Below are 18,999 nucleotides of genomic sequence, written 5' to 3' on the forward strand. Positions count from 1 at the left end.
GACGATCCGTTAGCCCGCAATTTACTTTCGCCCTCTTACATTGCCGCGCAAGCAGCTTTCACGGGAAGGTCCCGTGACCTGCTGTTCGCGGGAGGCGACTCATGGGCACGATCCAGCTCTCCGGTATCGGTCGCTCGTTCAAGAGCACCGCTGCCGTCCGTGACATCGATCTGACCATCGGCGACGGGGAGTTCGTCGTCCTGCTCGGTCCGTCCGGCTGCGGCAAGACGACGCTGCTGCGCATGATCGCCGGCCTGCTCGAGCCGACGACCGGTCGCATCCTCCTCGACGGGGTCGACATCACCGAGCAGCCCTCGAAGAAGCGCGACCTCGCCATGGTGTTCCAGAGCTACGCCCTCTACCCGCACCTCAGCGTGCGCAGGAACCTCGCCTTCCCGCTGAAGGTGCAGAAGCTCGCGAAGCACGACATCGAGCGCCGGGTGCGCGAGGTGGCCGACGTGCTGGAGATCGGGCACCTCCTCGACCGCAAGCCGAGAGAGCTCTCTGGGGGTCAGCGCCAGCGCGTCGCGGTGGGACGCGCTCTGGTGCGCGATCCCAAGGCGTTCCTCATGGACGAACCGCTGTCCAATCTCGACGCGAAGCTGCGGACGCAGACCCGTCATGAACTCACGGCCCTGCACCGCCGACTCGGCGCGACGTTCGTCTACGTCACCCATGACCAGGTCGAGGCCATGACGATGGCGACCAAGATCGTGGTGCTCGATTCCGGCCGGATCGAGCAGGCCGGCACTCCTGAGGAGGTCTACGACCGGCCGGAGTCCGTCTTCGTCGCCGGCTTCCTCGGCAGCCCCGCCATGAACCTGCTCGACGCCACGGTCGTCGGCCTCGACGGCACGGTGGCCGTGACCGCCGACGGCGTCGCCGGAGACCTGTGGCGAGGCGACACGGATGACATCGACGTGGTCCTCGGTGTCCGCCCGGAGCAGCTCGTCGTCTCGGCGACCGCGCCGTCCGGAACCGGTGTCAACCTCCTCGGCCGCGTCGAGATCGTCGAGAACCTGGGCGGCGAGCAGATCGTCACCTGCCTCGTCGGTGCGAGCAGCGTGCACGTGCGGACGTCTCGCGACCTGCGCGTCTCGGCCGGCGACGACGTCGTGCTGCACGCCGAGCCCGACCACGTGCACCTGTTCGAGCGCGCGTCGGGGCGCCGTCTCGAATGGGTCGCCGACACCGAGATCGCGCACGCCGCGGCACCGACCTGCCGAGCGTCGAGCTCGCGCCCCGTCAGCGTCTGATTCGTCCGAACACCCCGAGCCAGCCCGAACACCCGAAACACCCGAAACAACAGGAGACTTCGATGAACACCCGTGCCCGTCTCGCCGGGATCGCCTCGCTGGCGGCCCTCGGCGTCGCCCTCGCCGGCTGCTCCGGCGCCGCGTCCGGATCGGATGCCACCGCTTCCGGCCGTCTGACCGAGCTCGCCGACGACCAGCAGGTCGAGATCGTCTTCGAGTCGTACAACCTCGCCAACGTCGGAACCTGGGCCGACGCGATCAACGGTCTGCTCGATGAGTTCATGGCCGAGCACCCCAACATCACCGTCGTCGGTCAGCCCAGCTCGTCGGCCGGCACGGCCGCGAGCGTGCAGCAGCAGGTTCTCGCCGGGGACCCGCCCGATGTCGCGCAGCTGACCTTCAACGAGCTCGACTTCGCCGCCACCACGCTCGGCGCCCAGAACCTCACCGACCTCGTCGGGCAGGACGGTCTCGACGAGCAGTTCGCCGGAGACTACCCGTATCACGAGCGTGCTCGGGTGCTCGCCGACTGGAACGATGCCACCTACGGTCTGCCCTATGTCTTCTCGACGCCGGTGCTGTGGGTGAACGAGACGGCGTTCGAGGCGGCCGGTCTGGACCCCGAGACCGTCGACCTGTCGACGTGGGACGCCGTCGCGGAGGCCGCCGCGCAGATCACGCGCTCCACCGGCAAGCCCTCGATGAGCATCTCGTGCATCATCACCGGCGGCAGCTGGTGCATGCAGGGCCTGTTCCGGTCCAACGGCGCGCAGGTCCTGAGCGATGACCGCACCACCATCGAGTTCGGCTCCGACGCCGCGGTCGAGACCGTCGAGACCTTCACCGCGATGTATGAGGACGGGCTGCTCACCAACGAGGACGCCACGTCGCAGTACGAGTCGTTCGCGCAGGGCGCCACCGCCATCCACGTCAACACGTCGGCGCTGCAGGGCGCCTTCATGATGGGCGCTGAGGCGGCGGGCTGGACGCTGGACGCCCACACCCTGCCGGCATTCGGCGACCAGGCGGTCGTGCCGACGAACTCCGGCTCGTTCCTGGCGATGTTCGCGTCCGAGCCCGAGAAGCAGGCGGCCGCATGGGAGCTGATGCAGTGGATGACGAGCCCCCGCGCGTACGAGGTCATCTCCACCCAGATCGGCTACCTGCCGCTGCGGAACACGATGACCGAGGAGGGCGGCCCGCTGTACGGGTGGGTGCAGCAGAACCCGCTGGTGACGCCGAACCTCGAGCAGCTCGATGCCCTCGAGCCGTGGGTGTCGTATCCCGGTGACAGCTACGCGCAGGTCGACCAGGTGCTGGCGACCGCGATCGAGGAGTCGATCTTCTACGGGGCCGACCCCGCCGCCGCGATGACAGAGGCCGCCGACCGTGCCCAGGGGCTGATCCGATGACGACCGATCTGACCGCCTCCGGCACTGCCGAGGCATCCGTCAGCCACGTCGAAGACCTCCCCGTGCGTCGTCACGTCGTGCCGGGTCTCTACAACCTGCGCGACACCGGCGGCTACCGGGCGGCGACCGGGACGTCGCGGTGGGGCAAGCTGTTCCGCTCCGACGCGCTGCACCGCATCGACGACACCGGGCGTGCGCGGCTCGCCGAGCTGGGCGTGACGCACGTGATCGACCTGCGAGGGTCCGGCGAGCGGCTCGCCGCCCCGAGCGCGCTGGAGGGGATCGACGCGACGGTCCATCACCTGCCCGTGTTCGACGATGCCTCGCCCGACGCGCAGGTCGCCAAGCTCACGGCGCTGGAACCGGTGTACGCCCACATGGTCGATGAGCGCGGTCCCCAGCTGGCTCGAGCGATCAAGGTCATCGCGGACGCGGGCGCCGACGATGCGGTGCTGGTGCACTGCACGGCGGGGAAGGACCGCACCGGACTGGTCGTCGCCTTCGCGCTGCGCGCAGCCGGTGTGGATCGTGACGAGGTGGTCGCCGACTATGCGGCCACCGCCGACAACCTGCGGGGCGAGTGGGCCGACGCCATGCTGCAAGGCCTCGTCGAGCGGGGCTACGAGCTGACGCCGGCCATGGTGGAGCTCATCGTCGACAGTCCTGCAGCGATCATCGAGGCGCTCCTGGGCCGCATCGACGCGGAGTACGGCTCCATGGCCGCATATCTGCAGGCGCAAGGGCTCACCGCATCCGATCTGGACCGGCTGACCGCCGCTCTCATCGCACCACATCCGACAACCCGCACAACGCAACCCGAGGAGTGACGCATGGCCCGCATCGAGGGGCAGTACCCCGCACCCGAGCACTTCATCCTGCACGTCTCCGACACCCACTTCGTGGGCGATGGACAGCTGCTGCACGACAGAATCGACTCCGACCGCAATCTCGCCGAGCTCTTCCAGGGCTTCGCGAAGGCGAACGCGCGTCCCGAGGCGATCGTGTTCACCGGCGACCTGGCCGACACCGGCCGCCCGGATGCCTACGAGCGCCTGCGGGCAATCGTCGAGCCGGCGGCCGAGAGGCTGGGCGCGCAGATCATCTGGGTGATGGGCAATCACGACGAGCGCACCGCGTTCCGCCGCGGTCTGCTCGACCAGGAGGGCGACCCCGCAGAGCCGATCGATCGCGTGTTCGACGTGAACGGCCTGCGCATCATCGCACTCGACTCCACGGTTCCCGGGCTGCACCACGGCGAACTCACCGACGCGCAGCTGGAATGGCTCGCGAACGAGCTCGCAGTGCCCGCGCCCGACGGCACGCTGCTGGCCCTGCATCACCCTCCGGTGCCGAGCCCGCTCGGCCTGCTCGCGCTGGTCGAGCTGAGGGATCAGGAGCGTCTGGCCGAGGTGATCCGCGGCACGGACGTGCGCGGCATCCTGGGCGGTCACCTGCACTACTCGACGAACACCACCTTCGCAGGCATCCCCGTCTCGGTCGCCTCGGCCACCTGCTACACGCAGGATCTCGCCGTCGCCTATCCCGCTGCGCGCGGCCAGGACGGCGGCCAGTCCTACAACCTCGTGCACGTGTACGGCGACCGGGTGCTGCACTCGGTCGTGCCGATCGGGCAGTTCCCCACCGTGTACGAGATGACGCCGGCGATGCTGGAGTCGTTCATGGCGATGAGCGCCGACGAGCAGCTCGCCGCGGTCAACGCGTCAGTGGGGGAGTAGTCCGCCGTGTTCGTCACCGTCTCGGCCTCCTCGGCGGCTCCGGCAGCCGCCGAGGAGGCTGCGGCGCCGAAGCCCCGGCGTCGCTTCCGATCCGGGATGCTCCCGCCCTACCTCTACGTGCTTCCGGGCGTCGCCTTCCTCATCGTGTGGACGTACAGTCCGCTCGTGCAGACCTTCGGTCTGTCGTTCTACGACTGGAACCTGCTGCCGACCAGCCCGCAGACGTTCGTCGGCTTCGACAACTACGCCGAGGTCGTCGCGCTGCCCGAGATGCACACGGCGCTGATCAACACCGTCGTCTACATCGCGGCCTTCTTCGTCTTCTCCCTGGTGCTGCCCGTCGCGATCGCGATCATGGCCCGGCAGGTACGCGGGAAGCTGCGGACCTTCTACCAGGCGATGATCTTCGTGCCGTTCCTGATCACGCCCGTGGCCACCAGTGCCGTATGGCGGTGGCTGTTCGCCGATCAGGGAGCGATCGCCGGCGTGCTCGCCGGTCTCGGGATCGATATGCCCAACGTCTTCCGCGACGCGGATCTGGCCATCTGGGCGGTGATCGTCATCGTCGGCTGGCAGATGCTCGGCTTCGGCGTACTGGTCGTCGCGGCCGGGTTCGCCGGCATCAGCCCGGAGTACGGTCAGGCGGCTGCGCTCGACGGCGCCGGCGACGGCCGCATCCTGAGGAGGATCACGCTGCCGCTGCTGTCGCCGACGATCGTGTTCCTGTCGCTCATGACGATCCTGCTCGCGGCGCAGTGGACGTACCCGATCATCGATCTGCTCACCCAGGGCGGGCCGACGAACTCGACGACGAACATCTACTACCTGCTCTACCAGTTCGGGTTCCAGAACTTCGACGCCGGCATCTCTTCGGCAGCCGGCGTGCTGTTCTTCCTCGGATTCGGCGTCATCGCCTTCATCTTCATCGAGCTGCAGGAGCGGCTCAGCTTCTACGACAACTGAGGTCGAGGATTCCCATGTCTTTCGTCACCGTCTCCGCTCCGGCCGTCGCCGCGGCCGCGCCCGAGCAGATCAGAGCGCGCGGCAAGGATGACGCCGCGGTCGCGTCGCGCACGCCTGCGGGCGTCACGGTCGGGCACATCGTGCTCATCCTGCTTGCGCTGTTCAGCGTGTTCCCCGTGTACTGGATGTTCGCGACCGCCCTGCGCGCACCGGAGAACGCGCTGGATCAGACCCTGCTTCCCTGGCCGCTGAGCTTCGAGAACTTCGCCTATGTGTGGGACACCATCCCGATCGGCGGCATGCTCCTGAACACGTTCGTCATGTCGCTGATCCTCGCCGTGGCGCAGCTGTTCATCGCGCTGCTCGCCGCGTACGGGTTCGCGGTGTGGAGCTTCGCGGGCCGCAGAGCGCTGATGTTCCTCTTCATCGGCTCGTGGCTCGTGCCCTTCCAGGTGACGATGATCCCCAACTACGTCCTCGTCTCGCAGCTCGGGCTGCTCGGCACGGTCGGCGGCGTGATCATCCCGCAGCTGGCCGGCGCCTTCGCGGTGCTGCTGATGGTGCAGCACATGCGCGCCTTCCCCCGCGAGCTGCTGGAAGCGGCAGAGCTCGACGGCCGGTCGAGCTGGTCGACGCTGTGGACGGTCGTGGTGCCGAACATGAAGCCGGCACTTGCCGCACTGGGCATCATGGCGTTCATCTCGGCGTGGAACGAGTACCTGTGGCCGACCCTCATCATGCGGCAGGGCGACGCGCTCATCCAGGTCGGCGTCCGCAGCTTCCTCTCGGCGGAGGGCAACAACTGGGGCGCCACGATGGCGGCCGCCGGCTTCGCGTGCATCCCCGTGCTGCTGATCTACATCTTCCTGCAGCGTTACGTCGTGGACGCGTTCGTGCGGTCAGGCCTGAAATAGCACCCGGCTGGAACACTCGACCGGCTACGACCCGAAGTACTCCCGCGCACGCGGCGTGTACAGCAGGATCAGGCCGATGATCGAGAGAGCCGATCCGAGGAGCGCCGACCACAGGGTCTCGCCGTTGAACATGCCGAGCACCTCGAGCGCGATGTTGATCACGAAGACGATCGTCGCGATCGTTCGTGCGGTGGGGTTGCCCCGCCACAGTCCGACTCCGACGGCCAGCACGACGGCCCCGATGATGAGGCTGATCCACCCGATGATGGCGTGACCGGTGACGACGGCGCCCGCCAGGATCACGATGAGCGAGCCGACGGTCTGGAGCAGGCCCGACAGCCAGGCGATGATCGCGACGAGGGTCACGCCGAGCGGACGTCGTGTCATGGTTGCCTCCACTCCGAGACGGCCGATGCCGGTCGCGTTCACCATAGCGAGACGGGCGGATGCCGCAACAGCACCTGGCCGTCCGGCTGCGAGCGGCGGGAGAGGCGCGAGGCTCGTGATCTGGTAGGCTTGACGTTTGGTGTCCGGCTCAGCTGACCCGGCATCGCGAACGTGAGCCCTCCACTGGCGTGTTCCTGACGTCTCGTCTCGCCTCGCTCGCTCGACGAGCCAGGCAGGAACCACCCCGGAGTGGGATTCACGAACCTCTCCGTTCGATACAGAAAGCAGCACTACTGTGACGCGCACGTACACCCCGAAGGCTGGCGAGACCCAGCGCGAGTGGCTGGTCATCGACGCGACCGACGTCGTCCTCGGCCGCCTCGCCTCCCACGCCGCCGCCCTCCTCCGCGGCAAGCACAAGGCTACCTTCGCCAACCACATCGACACCGGCGACTTCGTCATCATCGTCAACGCCGACAAGGTGGCTCTCACCGGTCAGAAGGCCCAGAAGAAGATGGCCTACCGCCACTCGGGCTACCCGGGCGGCCTGAAGGCGGTCACCTACGCCGAGCTCCTCGAGAAGAACCCCGTCCGCGCCGTGGAGAAGGCCGTGCGCGGCATGCTCCCGAAGAACACCCTGGGCCGCCAGCAGCTGTCGAAGCTGAAGGTGTACGCCGGTGGCGAGCACCCGCACGCCGCGCAGCAGCCCAAGACGTACACCCTCGACCAGGTCGCCCAGTAAGCGCCGCACAGGATTAAGGACACACTCGTGGCGAAGATCGAAGACACCACCAGCTACTCGACCGAGACCCAGGTCGACGAGACCGCCGCCGTCGCCGCCGAGCGCCCCGTGCTCTCGGTGCCCGGCTCGGCCGTCGGCCGCCGCAAGGAGGCCATCGCGCGCGTGCGCCTGGTCCCGGGCTCCGGCACCATCACCATCAACGGCCGCGCGTTCGAGGACTACTTCCCGAACAAGCTCCACCAGCAGCTCGTCACCGACCCGTTCACGGTGCTGAACCTCACGGGTGCGTACGACGTCATCGCGCGCATCCAGGGTGGCGGCCCCTCGGGCCAGGCCGGCGCGCTGCGTCTGGGCATCGCCCGCGCGCTCAACGAGATCGACGTCGAGAACAACCGCCCGGCCCTGAAGAAGGCCGGCTTCCTCTCGCGCGACGCTCGTGTGAAGGAGCGCAAGAAGGCCGGTCTCAAGAAGGCCCGCAAGGCGCCGCAGTACTCGAAGCGCTGATCGGCTTCTCGTCCGCATGCCGCTCTTTGGCACGGATGGCGTGAGGGGGCTGGCCAACGGTCCCCTCACCGCCGATCTCGCACTGTCCCTGGCCCAGGCCACCGCGGTGGTCCTGGGCCAGGGCCGTACGGCCGAGGCGCGCCGCGCCGCCGGCCGACGCCTCACCGCCGTGGTCGCCCGCGACCCGCGGGTGTCGGGCGAGTTCCTGTCCGCCGCAGTCGAGGCGGGACTCGCCTCCTCCGGCGTCGACGTCCTCGATGCGGGGGTCCTCCCCACTCCTGCGGCCGCGTTCCTGGTCGCCGACATGGATGCCGACTTCGGCGTCATGGTGTCGGCATCCCACAATCCCGCGCCGGACAACGGCATCAAGATCTTCGCCCGCGGCGGGGTCAAGCTCCCCGACATCGTGGAGCAGCGCATCGAAGCCGCCATGTCGGGCCCGAAGCTGCAGCCGACAGGAGCCGACGTCGGACGCATCCGCCGGTTCGCCGACGCCGAGGACCGCTACGTCGTGCACCTGCTCGGGTCGCTGCCTCACCGCCTGGACGGGCTGCACGTCGTCCTCGACTGCGCACACGGCGCGGCATCCGGCGTCTCGCCTGAGACGTTCCGGGATGCCGGTGCCCGCGTGACCGTCATCGGAGCGGACCCCGACGGGCTGAACATCAACGACGGGGTCGGCTCGACGCACCTCGATCAGCTGGCGCGCGCCGTGCTCGATGCCGGCGCCGACGTCGGCATCGCGCACGACGGCGACGCCGACCGCTGCCTGGCGGTGGATGCGGCGGGCCGCATCGTCGACGGCGATCAGATCATGGCGATCCTCGCCGTGGCGATGAAGAACCGTGGCGCGCTCGTGGACGACACCCTCGTGGCGACCGTCATGAGCAATCTGGGCCTGCATCGGGCGATGGAGCAGCACGGCATCCGGGTGGAGACGACCGCGGTCGGCGACCGCTACGTGCTCGAGCGGATGAACGAGCGCGGCTACTCGCTCGGCGGCGAGCAGTCCGGACACGTCATCATGAGCGACTACGCCACGACGGGCGACGGTCTCCTCACGGGACTGCACCTCGTCGCCGAGATGGCGCGCACCGGTCGGTCGCTGGCCGACCTCGCTTCGATCATGACCGTGTACCCGCAGGTGCTCGTCAACGTCAGGGACGTCGACCGCTCGCGGGCGGCGACGGACGGGGGAGTGGCAGAGGCCGTCGCCTCCGTCACGGCCGAGCTCGGGGCCACCGGCCGCGTGCTGCTGCGTCCGTCGGGCACCGAACCGCTCGTGCGGGTCATGGTGGAAGCCGCGTCCGAGGAGGATGCGCACCGGCACGCCGAGACGCTCGCCGCCGTCGTCCGGGAGCGCCTCGCGCTCTAGGTCCTCGGGAACGGGGCACGGCGAAGACGGCGCCGGTTCGTCTCGCACCACAGCGTGAACGCGCCGTAGACGACGAGTGCGACGACGATGAGGGCGACGAACATCGCCGTCATCGGCCGCTCCCACAGCAGGTCGTCGCGTCGCGCCAGAAGCGATATCGCGATCGCGGCAAGGCTCAGCAGCTGCGCCTGGAACAGGACCCGGAACGCGCTCCACCGGGCGTCCCACAGCAGCGCCACGCCGACGACGCCCGTGAGCGTCAGCACCGCGCCGGTCACGCGAGCGGTCAGCGGTGTCAGCGTCCACGCCCAGTGCTCGACGCCCAGCTGCGGCGCGACGAAGAGCCCCGCGCCGAAGACGAGCGCGGCCACGCCGATCAGCGCGACGGTCCACCGGGGACCTCTCGGCACCGACGGCTCCGCGGCGTCCGGCACGCGCGGGTCCTGCCGCGCCTGCACTCCCGCGAGCGCCGCGATGACGAACGGCGTCGTGGCGTAGAGGACGATCCACGTGAAGAACGACAGATTCTGCGAGAACCGGTCGAGGTGCAGCAGCGTCGCGGCCAGCAGCGCGGCGGCGAACACGACGACGGCGGGGAACCCGTGGCGGATGCGGTGCCACTGCCGGGCAGCGGCGACGGCGACGAAGTACCAGATGCCGCCCACGTAGGCGCTCGCGAGGAGGTACGCCGACAGCGGCGGGTCGATCGGCCAGGCGAAGAGCTCGCCGGTGCGGGTGGGGAAGACGTAGAGCAGGAACGCGGCGATCACCAGGAACGGCAGGATCGCGATCGCGACCACGCGTGTCGCGAGGAGGACGCGGTCGCCGCCGACCGCCGCCGGTGCGCGCGGCCGCTCACCGGGGGCGGCGTCGCGGTCACTCGCGGACGGCATCGAGCACCTCCGCGACCGACATCGTGGCGGCGCGCGCGGCGGCCTCGTCGAAGGCGTCACCGCCGCCGGCGTCGCGCAGGGCCGCGACAGCCGGGTCGTAGAGCGCGAACTGGGCGAGGTTGACGATCCCCGTCCGCCGGCGCAGGGTCGCCGCCGCTCCGAGCAGCAGCCCCGCCGCCGCGGCGCGTCCGCGCACGGCGGCCACGCCGCCGAGGCCCTCCAGCCCGTACGCGATGCCTTCGTCGTGCGCCATCGCGATCGAGGCGTCCAGGCCCTCCGAGAAGTCGGCGTCCGCGGGGTCCACCTCGCCCTGGAGCAGCCGTGCCCACCCGCGATGGTGCTGTGCGATGACCACAGCGAGCCGTTCATGCTGAGCACGCGCGTGGGCGAGGGCCTGCTCGAAGCGCTCGCGGGCGACGTCGACGGCTCCGAGCACGAGGTCCAGCCGCCCGCGGGTGACGAGCGCCATCGCCTGCCCCCAGTCGTCGCCCGCCGACCGGTATCCCTCGATCGCCGCATCGAGCGCGGCCGTCGCGCCGGGCACGTCGGGGCCCTCGGTGCGGGCGAGCATCGCGAGCGCGAGGGAGAGGCGCGTGAGCGCCGCCGCCGAGACATCGCCCTCGTCCTCGAAGAGGGCGGCGGCACGGCGAAGGCCCGGGACGACGTCGAGGTCGGGGTTCTGCCAGAACGAGATCGCGTTGGCGTAGTACAGCGCGACCGCCTCGGCGCGTGGGCGGATCTCGATCCGTTCCCGGTCGCGGGACTCGAGCAGGTCCGTCATCCAGGACTGCACGACGCCGAGGTATCCGTGCAGCCAGAGCGTCAGATACAGCGACCACGCGAAATCCGCCGCTTCGTCGAATCGGCGTGCGTCGAGCAGATGGCGCATGACCGCGACGATGTTCTCGGCCTGCGCATCCAGCAGCGCCAGCCACCACAGCTCCTCGGGGCCGCGGACGCCGGTGGCCGATTCCGCGCCCAGCCGGACGTAGTGCGCGATCCAGCGCTCGCGCGCGGCATCCGCCTGCTCCCGATCCAGTTGCGCGGTGCCGTAGGCGCGGACGAGGGCGAGCAGGGTGAACAGCTCGACGCCGCCGCGCTCTCGCAGCTGCAGGAGGCTCGTGTCGACGAGGGCGTCGATCGCGCGCTCGCGGTCGATGCCGGCGTCCTGCTCCGCACCGGACGCCACGTCGAGCACGTCCTCCGCGGCGTCCCGCGTGAAGGGCCCCGCGAACACGGACAGGACCGCGAGCGCTTCCCGCGCGGGCTCGTCGAGGAGGCGCGCGCTCCACTCGATCGTGCTGCGGATCGTCCGCTGCCGTGACGGCAGGTCGCGCGCCCCGTCCACGAGGACCGTCAAGGCCGAGCCGAGTCGCGCGAGCAGCTGCTGCGGCGTGTAGCTGCGGACCCGTGCGGCGGCCAGCTCGATGGCCAGCGGAACACCCTCGAGCGCGCGGCAGATCCCCACCACCGCGGCGGTGTTCTCGGCGGTGAGACGGAAACCCGGCCGGACGGCGGCGGCCCGTTCGACGAAGAGCCGGATCGCGGATGCCTCGGAGGAGGCGTGCGCCGAGTCATCGGTCCCGGGCACGCTCAGCGGCAGGACCGCGAAGGTGTGCTCCGCGCGCACCCGCAGCGGCGACCGGCTCGTCACGAGGATCGTCAGACGCGGTGACTGGGTCAGCAGGTCCACCAGGACGCCGACGGCGTCGATGATGTGCTCCATGTTGTCGACGATGAGGAGGTAGTCGCGGTCGGCGAACGCGGCGAGCACCGCCGACTCCAGCGGCACGTCGCCGGTGTCGCGCACCCCCACGCCGCGCGCGATCGCGGGAAGAACCTGCTCCGGTGAGTTCAGCGACTCCAGCAGGGCGAATCCGACATCGCCGCCGGCATCCGAGATCGCCTTTCCCACTTCGATCGCGAGCCGCGACTTGCCGATGCCGCCCGGGCCGAGGAGTGTGACCATCCGCACGTCGGGCCGCTGCAGCAGGCGCGAGACCTCCGCGACCTCCCTCTCGCGTCCGATGATGTCGGTGTACGGGGCCGGGTACCGCGTGGTGCCCGCCGGCCGCCGGGGGTCCGCGATGGCCGAGGCGGCGTCGAACCGGTCGGCGAGGAGCGTCGCGAGATCCGCCACGAGCAGGTCTCCGAGCTCTTCGGGCGTGCGGAAGGACTTGTACGACGTCCGGTCGTCGGCACGGACGTCGTCCAGCAGCGCATGCAGACGCTCCTCGCGGTGCGGGGCGGGCTCCTTGATGTAGATCAGCGACGGACGCCCGTCCGAGAGGCGGTACTCGTCCTCGAGTCCGGAGATTTCCTCGTCGGGCGCCACCCATCCGTAGCGCTCCCAGTACAGCCCCACGAAGATGTCGCTCTGCTCGAGGTAGGACCGGTACAGCGACCGAGGAGGATGCGGTCGTGCGCCGAGCTCGAACATCACCGGGGCCAGATGCAGCCGCTCGATCGCGGCGCGCGCCGCCCGACGCTCCGGCTCCAGCTCCTTCAGCGTGGAGCTGACGAAGACCCGGATGCGCTGGTCGGGTGTGCGGATCGGCGCGCGCGCCTCCATACGGAGAGTGTGGCGCACCCGTTCCCGCCGGTCTAGGTCACCCGAGCGGGCCTACCAGCCCATCTCCTCGATGTAGCGCAGGAGCACGCCCTCGCGCAGCGCCCAGGGCGACACCTCGAGCTCTCCGACGCCCAGAGCGCGCATCGCCTCGTCGAGGACGACGGCGCCGGCGACGATCTGGAAGGTGCGGTCCGCCGTGATGCCCGGCAGCTCCTGCCGTGCGGAGGCTGGGATGCGCGCGAGCCGCGGGATCCACGAGCTCAGCGCGGCGCGGGGGAGCAGCATCCGTTCGATGCCCGACCAGCCGGGCATCGGGTAGCCGACGAGCTTCGCGAGGGAGCGGATCGCCTTGGACGAGCCCACGACGTGATCCGGTCGCGGAAGCTCACGGAAGGTCGCCGCGACGGGCGCGATCGTCTCGCGCGCGTGAAGCCGCAGGCGCTCGACCGCATCCTCGCCGGGCGGGTCGTCGGGCAGGAAGCGCACCGTCATGCGGCCCGCCCCGAGGGGCACCGAGGCCGCGGCATCCGGCAGCTCGTCGGCGCCCGCCGCGATCTCGAGGGAGCCGCCGCCGATGTCGAACAGCAGGATCTGCCCGGCCGACCAGCCCAGCCAGCGGCGCACCGCCAGGAAGGTGTAGCGGGCCTCGCTCTCGCCGCCGAGAACCTGCAGCGGCTGGCCGAGGGCGTCTTCGATGCGCGCGATCACCTCCACGCCGTTGGCCGCCTCGCGCACCGCCGACGTCGCGGTCGCCAGCAGCTCCTCCACGTTCTCGGCAGCGGCCACCGCGCGGGCCTCGCTGACGGCGGACACCAGAGCGGCGACGCCCTCCTCGGTGATGGCGCCGTCGGGATCGAGGTACCGCATGAGACGCAGCACCGTCCGCCGGCTCGTCGTCGCCAGCGGCCTGCCCCCGGGGTGGACGTCGGCGATGAGCAGGTGGACGGTGTTCGAGCCGATGTCGAGGACTCCGAGACGCACTCGAAAAACAGTAGTGGCGCGCGAGGGTCGCTCCGGACCGGCGGGCCTGGTTCGGGCGACGTGTGGATACGATGAGCGGGATGTCCGCCGACGAAGCGACCGCCTACGAGGTAGGCACCGTCACGCCCGCCCTCTCGCTGTACCGCCGGATCGACCGTGCCGACTGGGCGCGTCTGGCGGCAGGCGTGACCCAGCCGCTCACCGAGACCGAGATCGTGCAGATCCGGGGCCTGGGCGACCGGCTCGACATGGCCGAGGTCGCAGAGGTCTATGTGCCGCTGTCGCGACTGCTCTCGCTCTACGCCGAATCGACCAAGCGGCTCGGCGCCGACACGTCGCACTTCCTCGGCGAGCCGGACTCCACGACGCCCTTCATCGTCGGCGTCGCCGGGTCGGTGGCGGTCGGCAAGTCCACGATCGCGCGTCTGCTGCGCGAGCTCACCAGTCGCTGGCCGAGCACGCCGCGCGTGGAGCTCGTCACGACCGACGGGTTCCTGTACCCCAACGCCGAGCTCGCGCGACGGGGTCTCATGGAGCGCAAGGGCTTCCCCGAGTCGTATGACCGCCGCGCGCTGGTGTCCTTCCTCACCGAGGTCAAGAGCGGGGCGCCCGAGGTCCGGGCGCCGTTCTACTCCCACATGCGGTACGACATCGTGCCGGATGCCGTCGTCACGGTGCGCCGGCCCGACATCGTCATCGTCGAAGGCCTGAACGTGCTGCAGCCGCCCCCCACGCCGAACGACGTGGCCGTGAGCGACCTGTTCGACTTCTCGATCTACGTCGACGCCGGCGCCGACGACATCGCGCAGTGGTACGTCGACCGGTTCCTGGCGCTCCGGCGCGCCGCGTTCAGCAACCCGAACTCGTTCTTCAACGTCTTCGCGCAGCTCAGCGACGAGGAGGCCGTCGAGCGGGCGCTGCACTACTGGAACACGATCAACCTGCCCAACCTCGAGGAGAACGTGCTGCCCACGCGGCACCGCGCGAACCTCGTGCTGCAGAAGGCGGCCGACCACACCGTCGAGACGGTTCTGCTGCGCAAGCTCTGACGCGTGCCGGTGCCCGGCGCGAGGCATCCGATTCCCTTGCTGACCGGGTGGTACGGGTTTCGTTCAGGGTCCTTGCGAAACCCCCGGCTTACCATTGACCGCATGTGTGGAATCGTCGGATACGTCGGCCCCCGGCAGAGCCAGGCCATCCTCATCTCGGGTCTGTCGCGCCTGGAGTACCGGGGCTACGACTCCGCCGGCATCGCGGTCATCGACGGCGACGGCGGCCTCGGCATGCGCAAGCGCGCGGGCAAGCTGAGCGTCCTGCGCGACGACCTCGCCGAGCACCCGCTGCCCGACGGCACCACCGGCATCGGGCACACGCGCTGGGCCACGCACGGCGGACCCACCGACGGCAACGCGCACCCGCACCTCGCCGACGACGACAAGCTCGCCGTGATCCACAACGGCATCATCGAGAACTTCGCCGAGCTCAAGGCCGAGCTGCTCGACGAGGGCTACACCTTCCGCAGCGAGACCGACACCGAGGTCGCCGCCGTTCTGCTGGGGCGCGAGTACCGGCGCGCCGGCGACCTCACGACCGCGTTCCGCAACGTCGTGTCGCGCCTCGAGGGCGCCTTCACGCTCCTGGCGATGCACGAGGAGCAGCCGGGGCTCGTCGTCGGCGCCCGTCGCAACTCGCCGCTGGTGATCGGACTGGGCGAGGGCGAGAACTTCCTCGGCTCCGACGTCGCCGCGTTCGTCGAGCACACCCGCAACGCGCTCGCCATCGGCCAGGACCAGATCGTCGCCATCACGCCCTCCGGCGTCGAGGTGACCGACTTCGGCGGCGCGCCTGTCGAGGTCGAGCCGTTCGAGGTCACCTGGGACGCCGCCGCCGCCGAGAAGGGCGGCTGGTCGTCGTTCATGGCCAAGGAGGTCTCCGAAGAGCCCGAGGCGGTCGCCAACACCCTGCGCGGCCGGGTGCGCGACGGGGAGGTCGTGATCCCCGAGCTCGACGGCATGGACGAGCTGTTCGCCGGCATCTCGCGCATCATCGTGATCGCGTGCGGCACGGCCGCGTACGCCGGCCAGGTCGGGAAGTACGCGATCGAGCAGTGGACCCGCATCCCGGTCGACGTCGAGCTCGCCCACGAGTTCCGCTACCGCGACCCGGTGATCGGGCCCGACACGCTCGTGGTGTCCATCAGCCAGTCCGGCGAGACCATGGACACGCTGATGGCGGTGAAGTACGCCCGCGAGCGCGGCGCGAAGACGCTGTCGATCTGCAACACGCAGGGCGCCACGATCCCGCGCGAGTCCGACGCGATCGTCTACACCCACGCCGGTCCCGAGGTCGCCGTGGCCTCGACGAAGGCTTTCGTCGCGCAGATCACCGCGCTGTACCTCATGGGCCTGCACATCGGCCGCGTCCGCGGAGCGGTGTCTCCCGCGGATGCTGCCGCGCACGTCGCCGAGCTCGAGGCCGTGCCCGAGAAGATCTCGCAGATCCTCGAGCGCGAGCAGCCGCGCATCGAGCAGCTCGCCCACTGGATGGCCGACACCCGCTCGGTGCTCTTCCTCGGCCGTCACGTCGGCTACCCGATCGCGCTGGAGGGCGCGCTCAAGCTCAAGGAGCTCGCGTACATCCACGCCGAGGGCTTCGCCGCCGGCGAGCTCAAGCACGGCCCCATCGCGCTCATCGAGCCCGGTCAGCCCGTGTTCGTGATCGTGCCCTCGCCGCGGGAGTCGGCCGAGATGCACAAGAAGGTCGTCTCGAGCATCGAAGAGATCCGAGCCCGCGGCGCCCGCGTCATCGCGATCGCCGAGGAGGGCGACGTCGCGGTGCTGCCGAAGGCTGACGAGGTGCTGCGCATCCCGCTCGCCGGGCCGTTCTTCGAGCCGCTGCTGGGCGTGGTCCCGCTGCACATCTTCGCGATGGGCCTCGCCACGGCGAAGGGCCTCGACGTCGACCAGCCCCGGAACCTCGCCAAGTCCGTCACGGTGGAGTGACCTCGACCGCCTCGCCGGGACGGTGTCTCCCCGCCCGGGTTCGCGCGAGCGGGGGAGGCTCAGAGCGGCGCGATAGGGTGACGGATGCCGCGCGCCGCGGCAGCGGGAGGGCACCATGATCGTGGGAATCGGCGTCGACCTCGTCGACATCGCACGGTTCGAGCGCACGATCGCGCGCACGCCGCGCCTGGTCGACCGGCTGTTCTCCGGCGGTGAGCGCGCACTCAAACCCCACTCGCTCGCGGCACGCTACGCCGCGAAGGAAGCGCTCATCAAGGCGCTCGGCGGCTCGGACGGCGTGCACTGGACCGAGATCGAGATCACCGCCGAGGCATCCGGCCGCCCCGTCTTCACCCTGACAGGCTCCACCGCGACGGTCGTCGCCGAGCGCGGGATCACGGGGCTGCACCTGTCGCTCTCGCACGACGCCGGTCTTGCGACCGCGTACGTCGTCGCCGAGGCGGCCGGAGATCCTGACGATGATGAGGTGACCCGATGACCCGGCTGCGTCCCGGCGTGCTGCGCGAGGCGACGGTCGATGTCGGCGCCATCGAGGACAACGTGCGCCACCTGCGCCGCCTCACCGAGTCCGAGGTCATCGCCGTGGTCAAGGCCGACGGCTACGGCCACGGCGCCGTCCGGTCGGCGGCGGCCGCCCTCGCCGGTGGAGCGACGCGCATCGGGGTGTCCGACATCACCGAGGCGCTCGCGCTGCGCCGCGGCGGCATCGACGCGCCGATCGTGGCGTGGCTGCACGCGCCGGGCGTCGACTTCACGGAGGCGGCCGCGCACGGCATCGAGCTCGGGATCTCCAGCTACGACCAGCTGCAGCGGGCGGCGGCCGCGGCGTCTGCGGACCGCCCGGTCGCCGTGCACCTCAAGCTCGAGACCGGGCTCTCGCGCAACGGCATCCCGCCGCAGGACTACCGGATGGTGTTCGCCGAAGCGGCGCGCCTCGAGCGCATCGGGCGGCTCCGGGTCATCGCGCTGTTCAGCCACCTGTCCAACGCCTCGGCCGACGACGACCGCGCGGCGCTGCGCGCCTTCGAGGACGGCGTCGCGGTCGCCGCCTCGGTCGGCCTCGCGCCGCCGCTGCGCCACCTCGCGGCGACGAACGCCGCGATCGACCTGCCCGAGACGCGTCTGGGATGCGTGCGCATCGGCATCGGGATCTACGGACTCTCGCCGTTCGACGACCGGTCCTCGGCCGACCTGGGGCTGCGGCCCGCGATGACGCTGCGCGGTGCGGTCGCCGCCGTCCGGCGCGTCCCGGCCGGCAAGGGCGTCTCGTACGGCTACGACTACCGCACCGACCGCGAGACGACCCTCGCGCTGATCCCGCTCGGATATGCGGACGGCGTGCCGCGCCAGGCATCCGGCGGCGGGCCGGTCACGATCAACGGTCGGCGCCACCGCGTCGTCGGGCGGATCGCGATGGATCAGTTCGTCGTCGACGTCGGCGACGCCCCCGTCTCGGTGGGAGACGAGGTGGTGCTGTTCGGCGATCCGACGCTCGGCGAGCCCTCGGCGACCGAATGGGCCGATGCCGCCGGCACGATCAACTACGAGATCGTCACTCGCGTCGGGCCTCGCGTTCCCCGCCGGCAGGTCTCGCAGTGAGCGGGAACGCGCCGGACGCCGGCGGCGTTGCATCTGACGTGGATACCAACGTGCACACGCCCTCCGCAGGCCTGGACCCGCTGATCGGGCGCCAGGAGATCGCCTCGCCGTCCGAGATGGAGGCGCTCGGCCGCAGGATCGGCGGGATGCTGCGCGCCGGCGACCTCGTCGTGCTGACGGGCCCCCTCGGGGCGGGCAAGACGACGCTGACGCGCGGCATCGCCGAGGGTCTCGGCGTCCGCGGCCCCGTGCAGAGCCCGACCTTCGTGATCGCCCGCACCCACCCGTCACTCGTCGGCGGCGCGCCCCTCGTGCATGTCGACGCATACCGCCTGGGGTCGCCCGCCGAGCTGGACGACCTCGACATCGACGTCGACGGCTCCGTCGTCATCGTCGAGTGGGGCCGCGGCATGGTCGAGGGCATCCGCGAGAGCTGGTGGGAGATCGAGCTGGAACGCGAGTGGCACGGTCACGGGGTGGACAACGCGTGCGGCACCACGGCGCGTGAGGCCGAACTCGACGCCGACGCACCGCGCCTCGTCACCATCTCGCGGCGGCCGTAGGGCCGGCCCGGTCGCGGGACGTCGAGGGCCAGGGGCCGGACCGCGCAGGAAAGCTGACGTGCCGCGACTACCCTGGAAG

Annotated in this window: 18 protein-coding genes; 14 read left to right on the forward strand and 4 right to left on the reverse strand. The window is 70.5% G+C overall.

Features of this window, described 5'->3' with window-relative positions; translation table 11 throughout:
* Positions 1-101 precede the first annotated feature (101 nt).
* The 6 genes from AC5RVZ_RS02025 to AC5RVZ_RS02050 all read left to right on the forward strand — a co-directional run bounded on the left by AC5RVZ_RS02025 (position 102) and on the right by AC5RVZ_RS02050 (position 6,281).
* On the forward strand, positions 102-1,256 hold the full coding sequence (locus AC5RVZ_RS02025; RefSeq protein ID WP_494064112.1) for an ABC transporter ATP-binding protein: 1,155 nt from the start codon (positions 102-104) through the stop codon (positions 1,254-1,256).
* Positions 1,257-1,318: 62 nt separating this feature from the next.
* Entirely contained in the window at positions 1,319-2,668 is a 1,350-nt protein-coding gene (locus tag AC5RVZ_RS02030; protein ID WP_494064113.1) for an ABC transporter substrate-binding protein, read from the forward strand.
* The gene (locus AC5RVZ_RS02035) at positions 2,665-3,495 is read left to right on the forward strand and encodes a tyrosine-protein phosphatase (protein WP_494064114.1); all 831 of its coding nucleotides are present in this window, start codon (positions 2,665-2,667) and stop codon (positions 3,493-3,495) included. Before AC5RVZ_RS02030 ends, AC5RVZ_RS02035 begins: the two co-directional genes overlap by 4 nt.
* 3 nt (positions 3,496-3,498) lie before the next feature.
* On the forward strand, positions 3,499-4,404 hold the full coding sequence (locus tag AC5RVZ_RS02040; RefSeq protein ID WP_494064115.1) for a phosphodiesterase: 906 nt from the start codon (positions 3,499-3,501) through the stop codon (positions 4,402-4,404).
* A gap of 6 nt (positions 4,405-4,410) precedes the next feature.
* Complete coding sequence (locus AC5RVZ_RS02045) at positions 4,411-5,367, forward strand: carbohydrate ABC transporter permease (protein WP_494064116.1); 957 nt, start codon at positions 4,411-4,413, stop codon at positions 5,365-5,367.
* Between the two features lie 14 nt (positions 5,368-5,381).
* Complete coding sequence (locus AC5RVZ_RS02050) at positions 5,382-6,281, forward strand: carbohydrate ABC transporter permease (protein WP_494064117.1); 900 nt, start codon at positions 5,382-5,384, stop codon at positions 6,279-6,281.
* A gap of 24 nt (positions 6,282-6,305) precedes the next feature.
* Here AC5RVZ_RS02050 and AC5RVZ_RS02055 read toward each other — a convergent pair whose 3' ends face one another.
* Positions 6,306-6,668, reverse strand: coding sequence for a hypothetical protein (locus AC5RVZ_RS02055; protein ID WP_494064118.1), 363 nt, complete (start codon positions 6,666-6,668; stop codon positions 6,306-6,308).
* A gap of 295 nt (positions 6,669-6,963) precedes the next feature.
* Between AC5RVZ_RS02055 and rplM the strand changes: the two genes are divergently transcribed.
* From rplM to glmM, 3 genes are read left to right on the forward strand one after another with little or no spacing between them, the layout of a single operon-like run.
* The gene (gene rplM / locus AC5RVZ_RS02060; RefSeq protein ID WP_494064119.1) at positions 6,964-7,410 is read left to right on the forward strand and encodes a 50S ribosomal protein L13; all 447 of its coding nucleotides are present in this window, start codon (positions 6,964-6,966) and stop codon (positions 7,408-7,410) included.
* 27 nt (positions 7,411-7,437) lie between these two features.
* Positions 7,438-7,914: a 30S ribosomal protein S9 gene (gene rpsI / locus AC5RVZ_RS02065; protein WP_494064120.1), complete on the forward strand. Its 477-nt coding sequence runs from the start codon at positions 7,438-7,440 to the stop codon at positions 7,912-7,914.
* Positions 7,915-7,930: 16 nt separating this feature from the next.
* On the forward strand, positions 7,931-9,289 hold the full coding sequence (gene glmM / locus AC5RVZ_RS02070) for a phosphoglucosamine mutase (protein WP_494064121.1): 1,359 nt from the start codon (positions 7,931-7,933) through the stop codon (positions 9,287-9,289).
* Here glmM and AC5RVZ_RS02075 read toward each other — a convergent pair.
* From AC5RVZ_RS02075 to AC5RVZ_RS02085, 3 genes are read right to left on the reverse strand one after another with little or no spacing between them, the layout of a single operon-like run.
* Positions 9,286-10,182, reverse strand: coding sequence for a hypothetical protein (locus AC5RVZ_RS02075; RefSeq protein WP_494064122.1), 897 nt, complete (start codon positions 10,180-10,182; stop codon positions 9,286-9,288). The two genes, glmM and AC5RVZ_RS02075, sit on opposite strands and share 4 nt — an antisense overlap.
* Positions 10,166-12,754: a DUF4062 domain-containing protein gene (locus tag AC5RVZ_RS02080; protein ID WP_494064123.1), complete on the reverse strand. Its 2,589-nt coding sequence runs from the start codon at positions 12,752-12,754 to the stop codon at positions 10,166-10,168. The genes AC5RVZ_RS02075 and AC5RVZ_RS02080 overlap by 17 nt, the downstream gene beginning before the upstream one ends.
* Before the next feature lie 51 nt (positions 12,755-12,805).
* The gene (locus AC5RVZ_RS02085; RefSeq protein WP_494064124.1) at positions 12,806-13,735 is read right to left on the reverse strand and encodes a Ppx/GppA phosphatase family protein; all 930 of its coding nucleotides are present in this window, start codon (positions 13,733-13,735) and stop codon (positions 12,806-12,808) included.
* 80 nt (positions 13,736-13,815) lie between these two features.
* Between AC5RVZ_RS02085 and coaA the strand changes: the two genes are divergently transcribed.
* From coaA to tsaE, 5 genes are all read left to right on the forward strand, one after another.
* Positions 13,816-14,784, forward strand: coding sequence for a type I pantothenate kinase (coaA, locus tag AC5RVZ_RS02090; protein WP_494064125.1), 969 nt, complete (start codon positions 13,816-13,818; stop codon positions 14,782-14,784).
* 102 nt (positions 14,785-14,886) lie between these two features.
* Positions 14,887-16,737 carry a glutamine--fructose-6-phosphate transaminase (isomerizing) gene (glmS, locus tag AC5RVZ_RS02095; protein WP_494064126.1) on the forward strand — a complete coding sequence of 617 codons (1,851 nt, stop codon included), beginning with the start codon at positions 14,887-14,889 and terminating at the stop codon, positions 16,735-16,737.
* A 115-nt stretch (positions 16,738-16,852) separates the two neighbouring features.
* The gene (locus AC5RVZ_RS02100) at positions 16,853-17,236 is read left to right on the forward strand and encodes a holo-ACP synthase (protein WP_494064127.1); all 384 of its coding nucleotides are present in this window, start codon (positions 16,853-16,855) and stop codon (positions 17,234-17,236) included.
* Positions 17,233-18,357: an alanine racemase gene (gene alr, locus AC5RVZ_RS02105; RefSeq protein WP_494064128.1), complete on the forward strand. Its 1,125-nt coding sequence runs from the start codon at positions 17,233-17,235 to the stop codon at positions 18,355-18,357. Before AC5RVZ_RS02100 ends, alr begins: the two co-directional genes overlap by 4 nt.
* 116 nt (positions 18,358-18,473) lie before the next feature.
* Complete coding sequence (gene tsaE, locus AC5RVZ_RS02110) at positions 18,474-18,920, forward strand: tRNA (adenosine(37)-N6)-threonylcarbamoyltransferase complex ATPase subunit type 1 TsaE (protein WP_494064709.1); 447 nt, start codon at positions 18,474-18,476, stop codon at positions 18,918-18,920.
* Positions 18,921-18,999: the final 79 nt, after the last annotated feature.

It is taken from the genome of Arthrobacter sp. Cza30, from assembly GCF_059090765.1.

Bases quoted from the DNA above. Each gene is read 5' to 3' on its own strand.
- AC5RVZ_RS02025 (WP_494064112.1), top strand. From the start codon at position 102: ATGGGCACGATCCAGCTCTCCGGTATCGGTCGCTCGTTCAAGAGCACC.
- AC5RVZ_RS02030 (WP_494064113.1), top strand. From the start codon at position 1,319: ATGAACACCCGTGCCCGTCTCGCCGGGATCGCCTCGCTGGCGGCCCTC.
- AC5RVZ_RS02035 (WP_494064114.1), top strand. From the start codon at position 2,665: ATGACGACCGATCTGACCGCCTCCGGCACTGCCGAGGCATCCGTCAGC.
- AC5RVZ_RS02040 (WP_494064115.1), top strand. From the start codon at position 3,499: ATGGCCCGCATCGAGGGGCAGTACCCCGCACCCGAGCACTTCATCCTG.
- AC5RVZ_RS02050 (WP_494064117.1), top strand. From the start codon at position 5,382: ATGTCTTTCGTCACCGTCTCCGCTCCGGCCGTCGCCGCGGCCGCGCCC.
- AC5RVZ_RS02055 (WP_494064118.1), bottom strand. From the start codon at position 6,668: ATGACACGACGTCCGCTCGGCGTGACCCTCGTCGCGATCATCGCCTGG.
- glmM (WP_494064121.1), top strand. From the start codon at position 7,931: ATGCCGCTCTTTGGCACGGATGGCGTGAGGGGGCTGGCCAACGGTCCC.
- AC5RVZ_RS02075 (WP_494064122.1), bottom strand. From the start codon at position 10,182: ATGCCGTCCGCGAGTGACCGCGACGCCGCCCCCGGTGAGCGGCCGCGC.
- AC5RVZ_RS02080 (WP_494064123.1), bottom strand. From the start codon at position 12,754: ATGGAGGCGCGCGCGCCGATCCGCACACCCGACCAGCGCATCCGGGTC.
- coaA (WP_494064125.1), top strand. From the start codon at position 13,816: ATGTCCGCCGACGAAGCGACCGCCTACGAGGTAGGCACCGTCACGCCC.
- glmS (WP_494064126.1), top strand. From the start codon at position 14,887: ATGTGTGGAATCGTCGGATACGTCGGCCCCCGGCAGAGCCAGGCCATC.
- AC5RVZ_RS02100 (WP_494064127.1), top strand. From the start codon at position 16,853: ATGATCGTGGGAATCGGCGTCGACCTCGTCGACATCGCACGGTTCGAG.
- alr (WP_494064128.1), top strand. From the start codon at position 17,233: ATGACCCGGCTGCGTCCCGGCGTGCTGCGCGAGGCGACGGTCGATGTC.
- tsaE (WP_494064709.1), top strand. From the start codon at position 18,474: ATGGAGGCGCTCGGCCGCAGGATCGGCGGGATGCTGCGCGCCGGCGAC.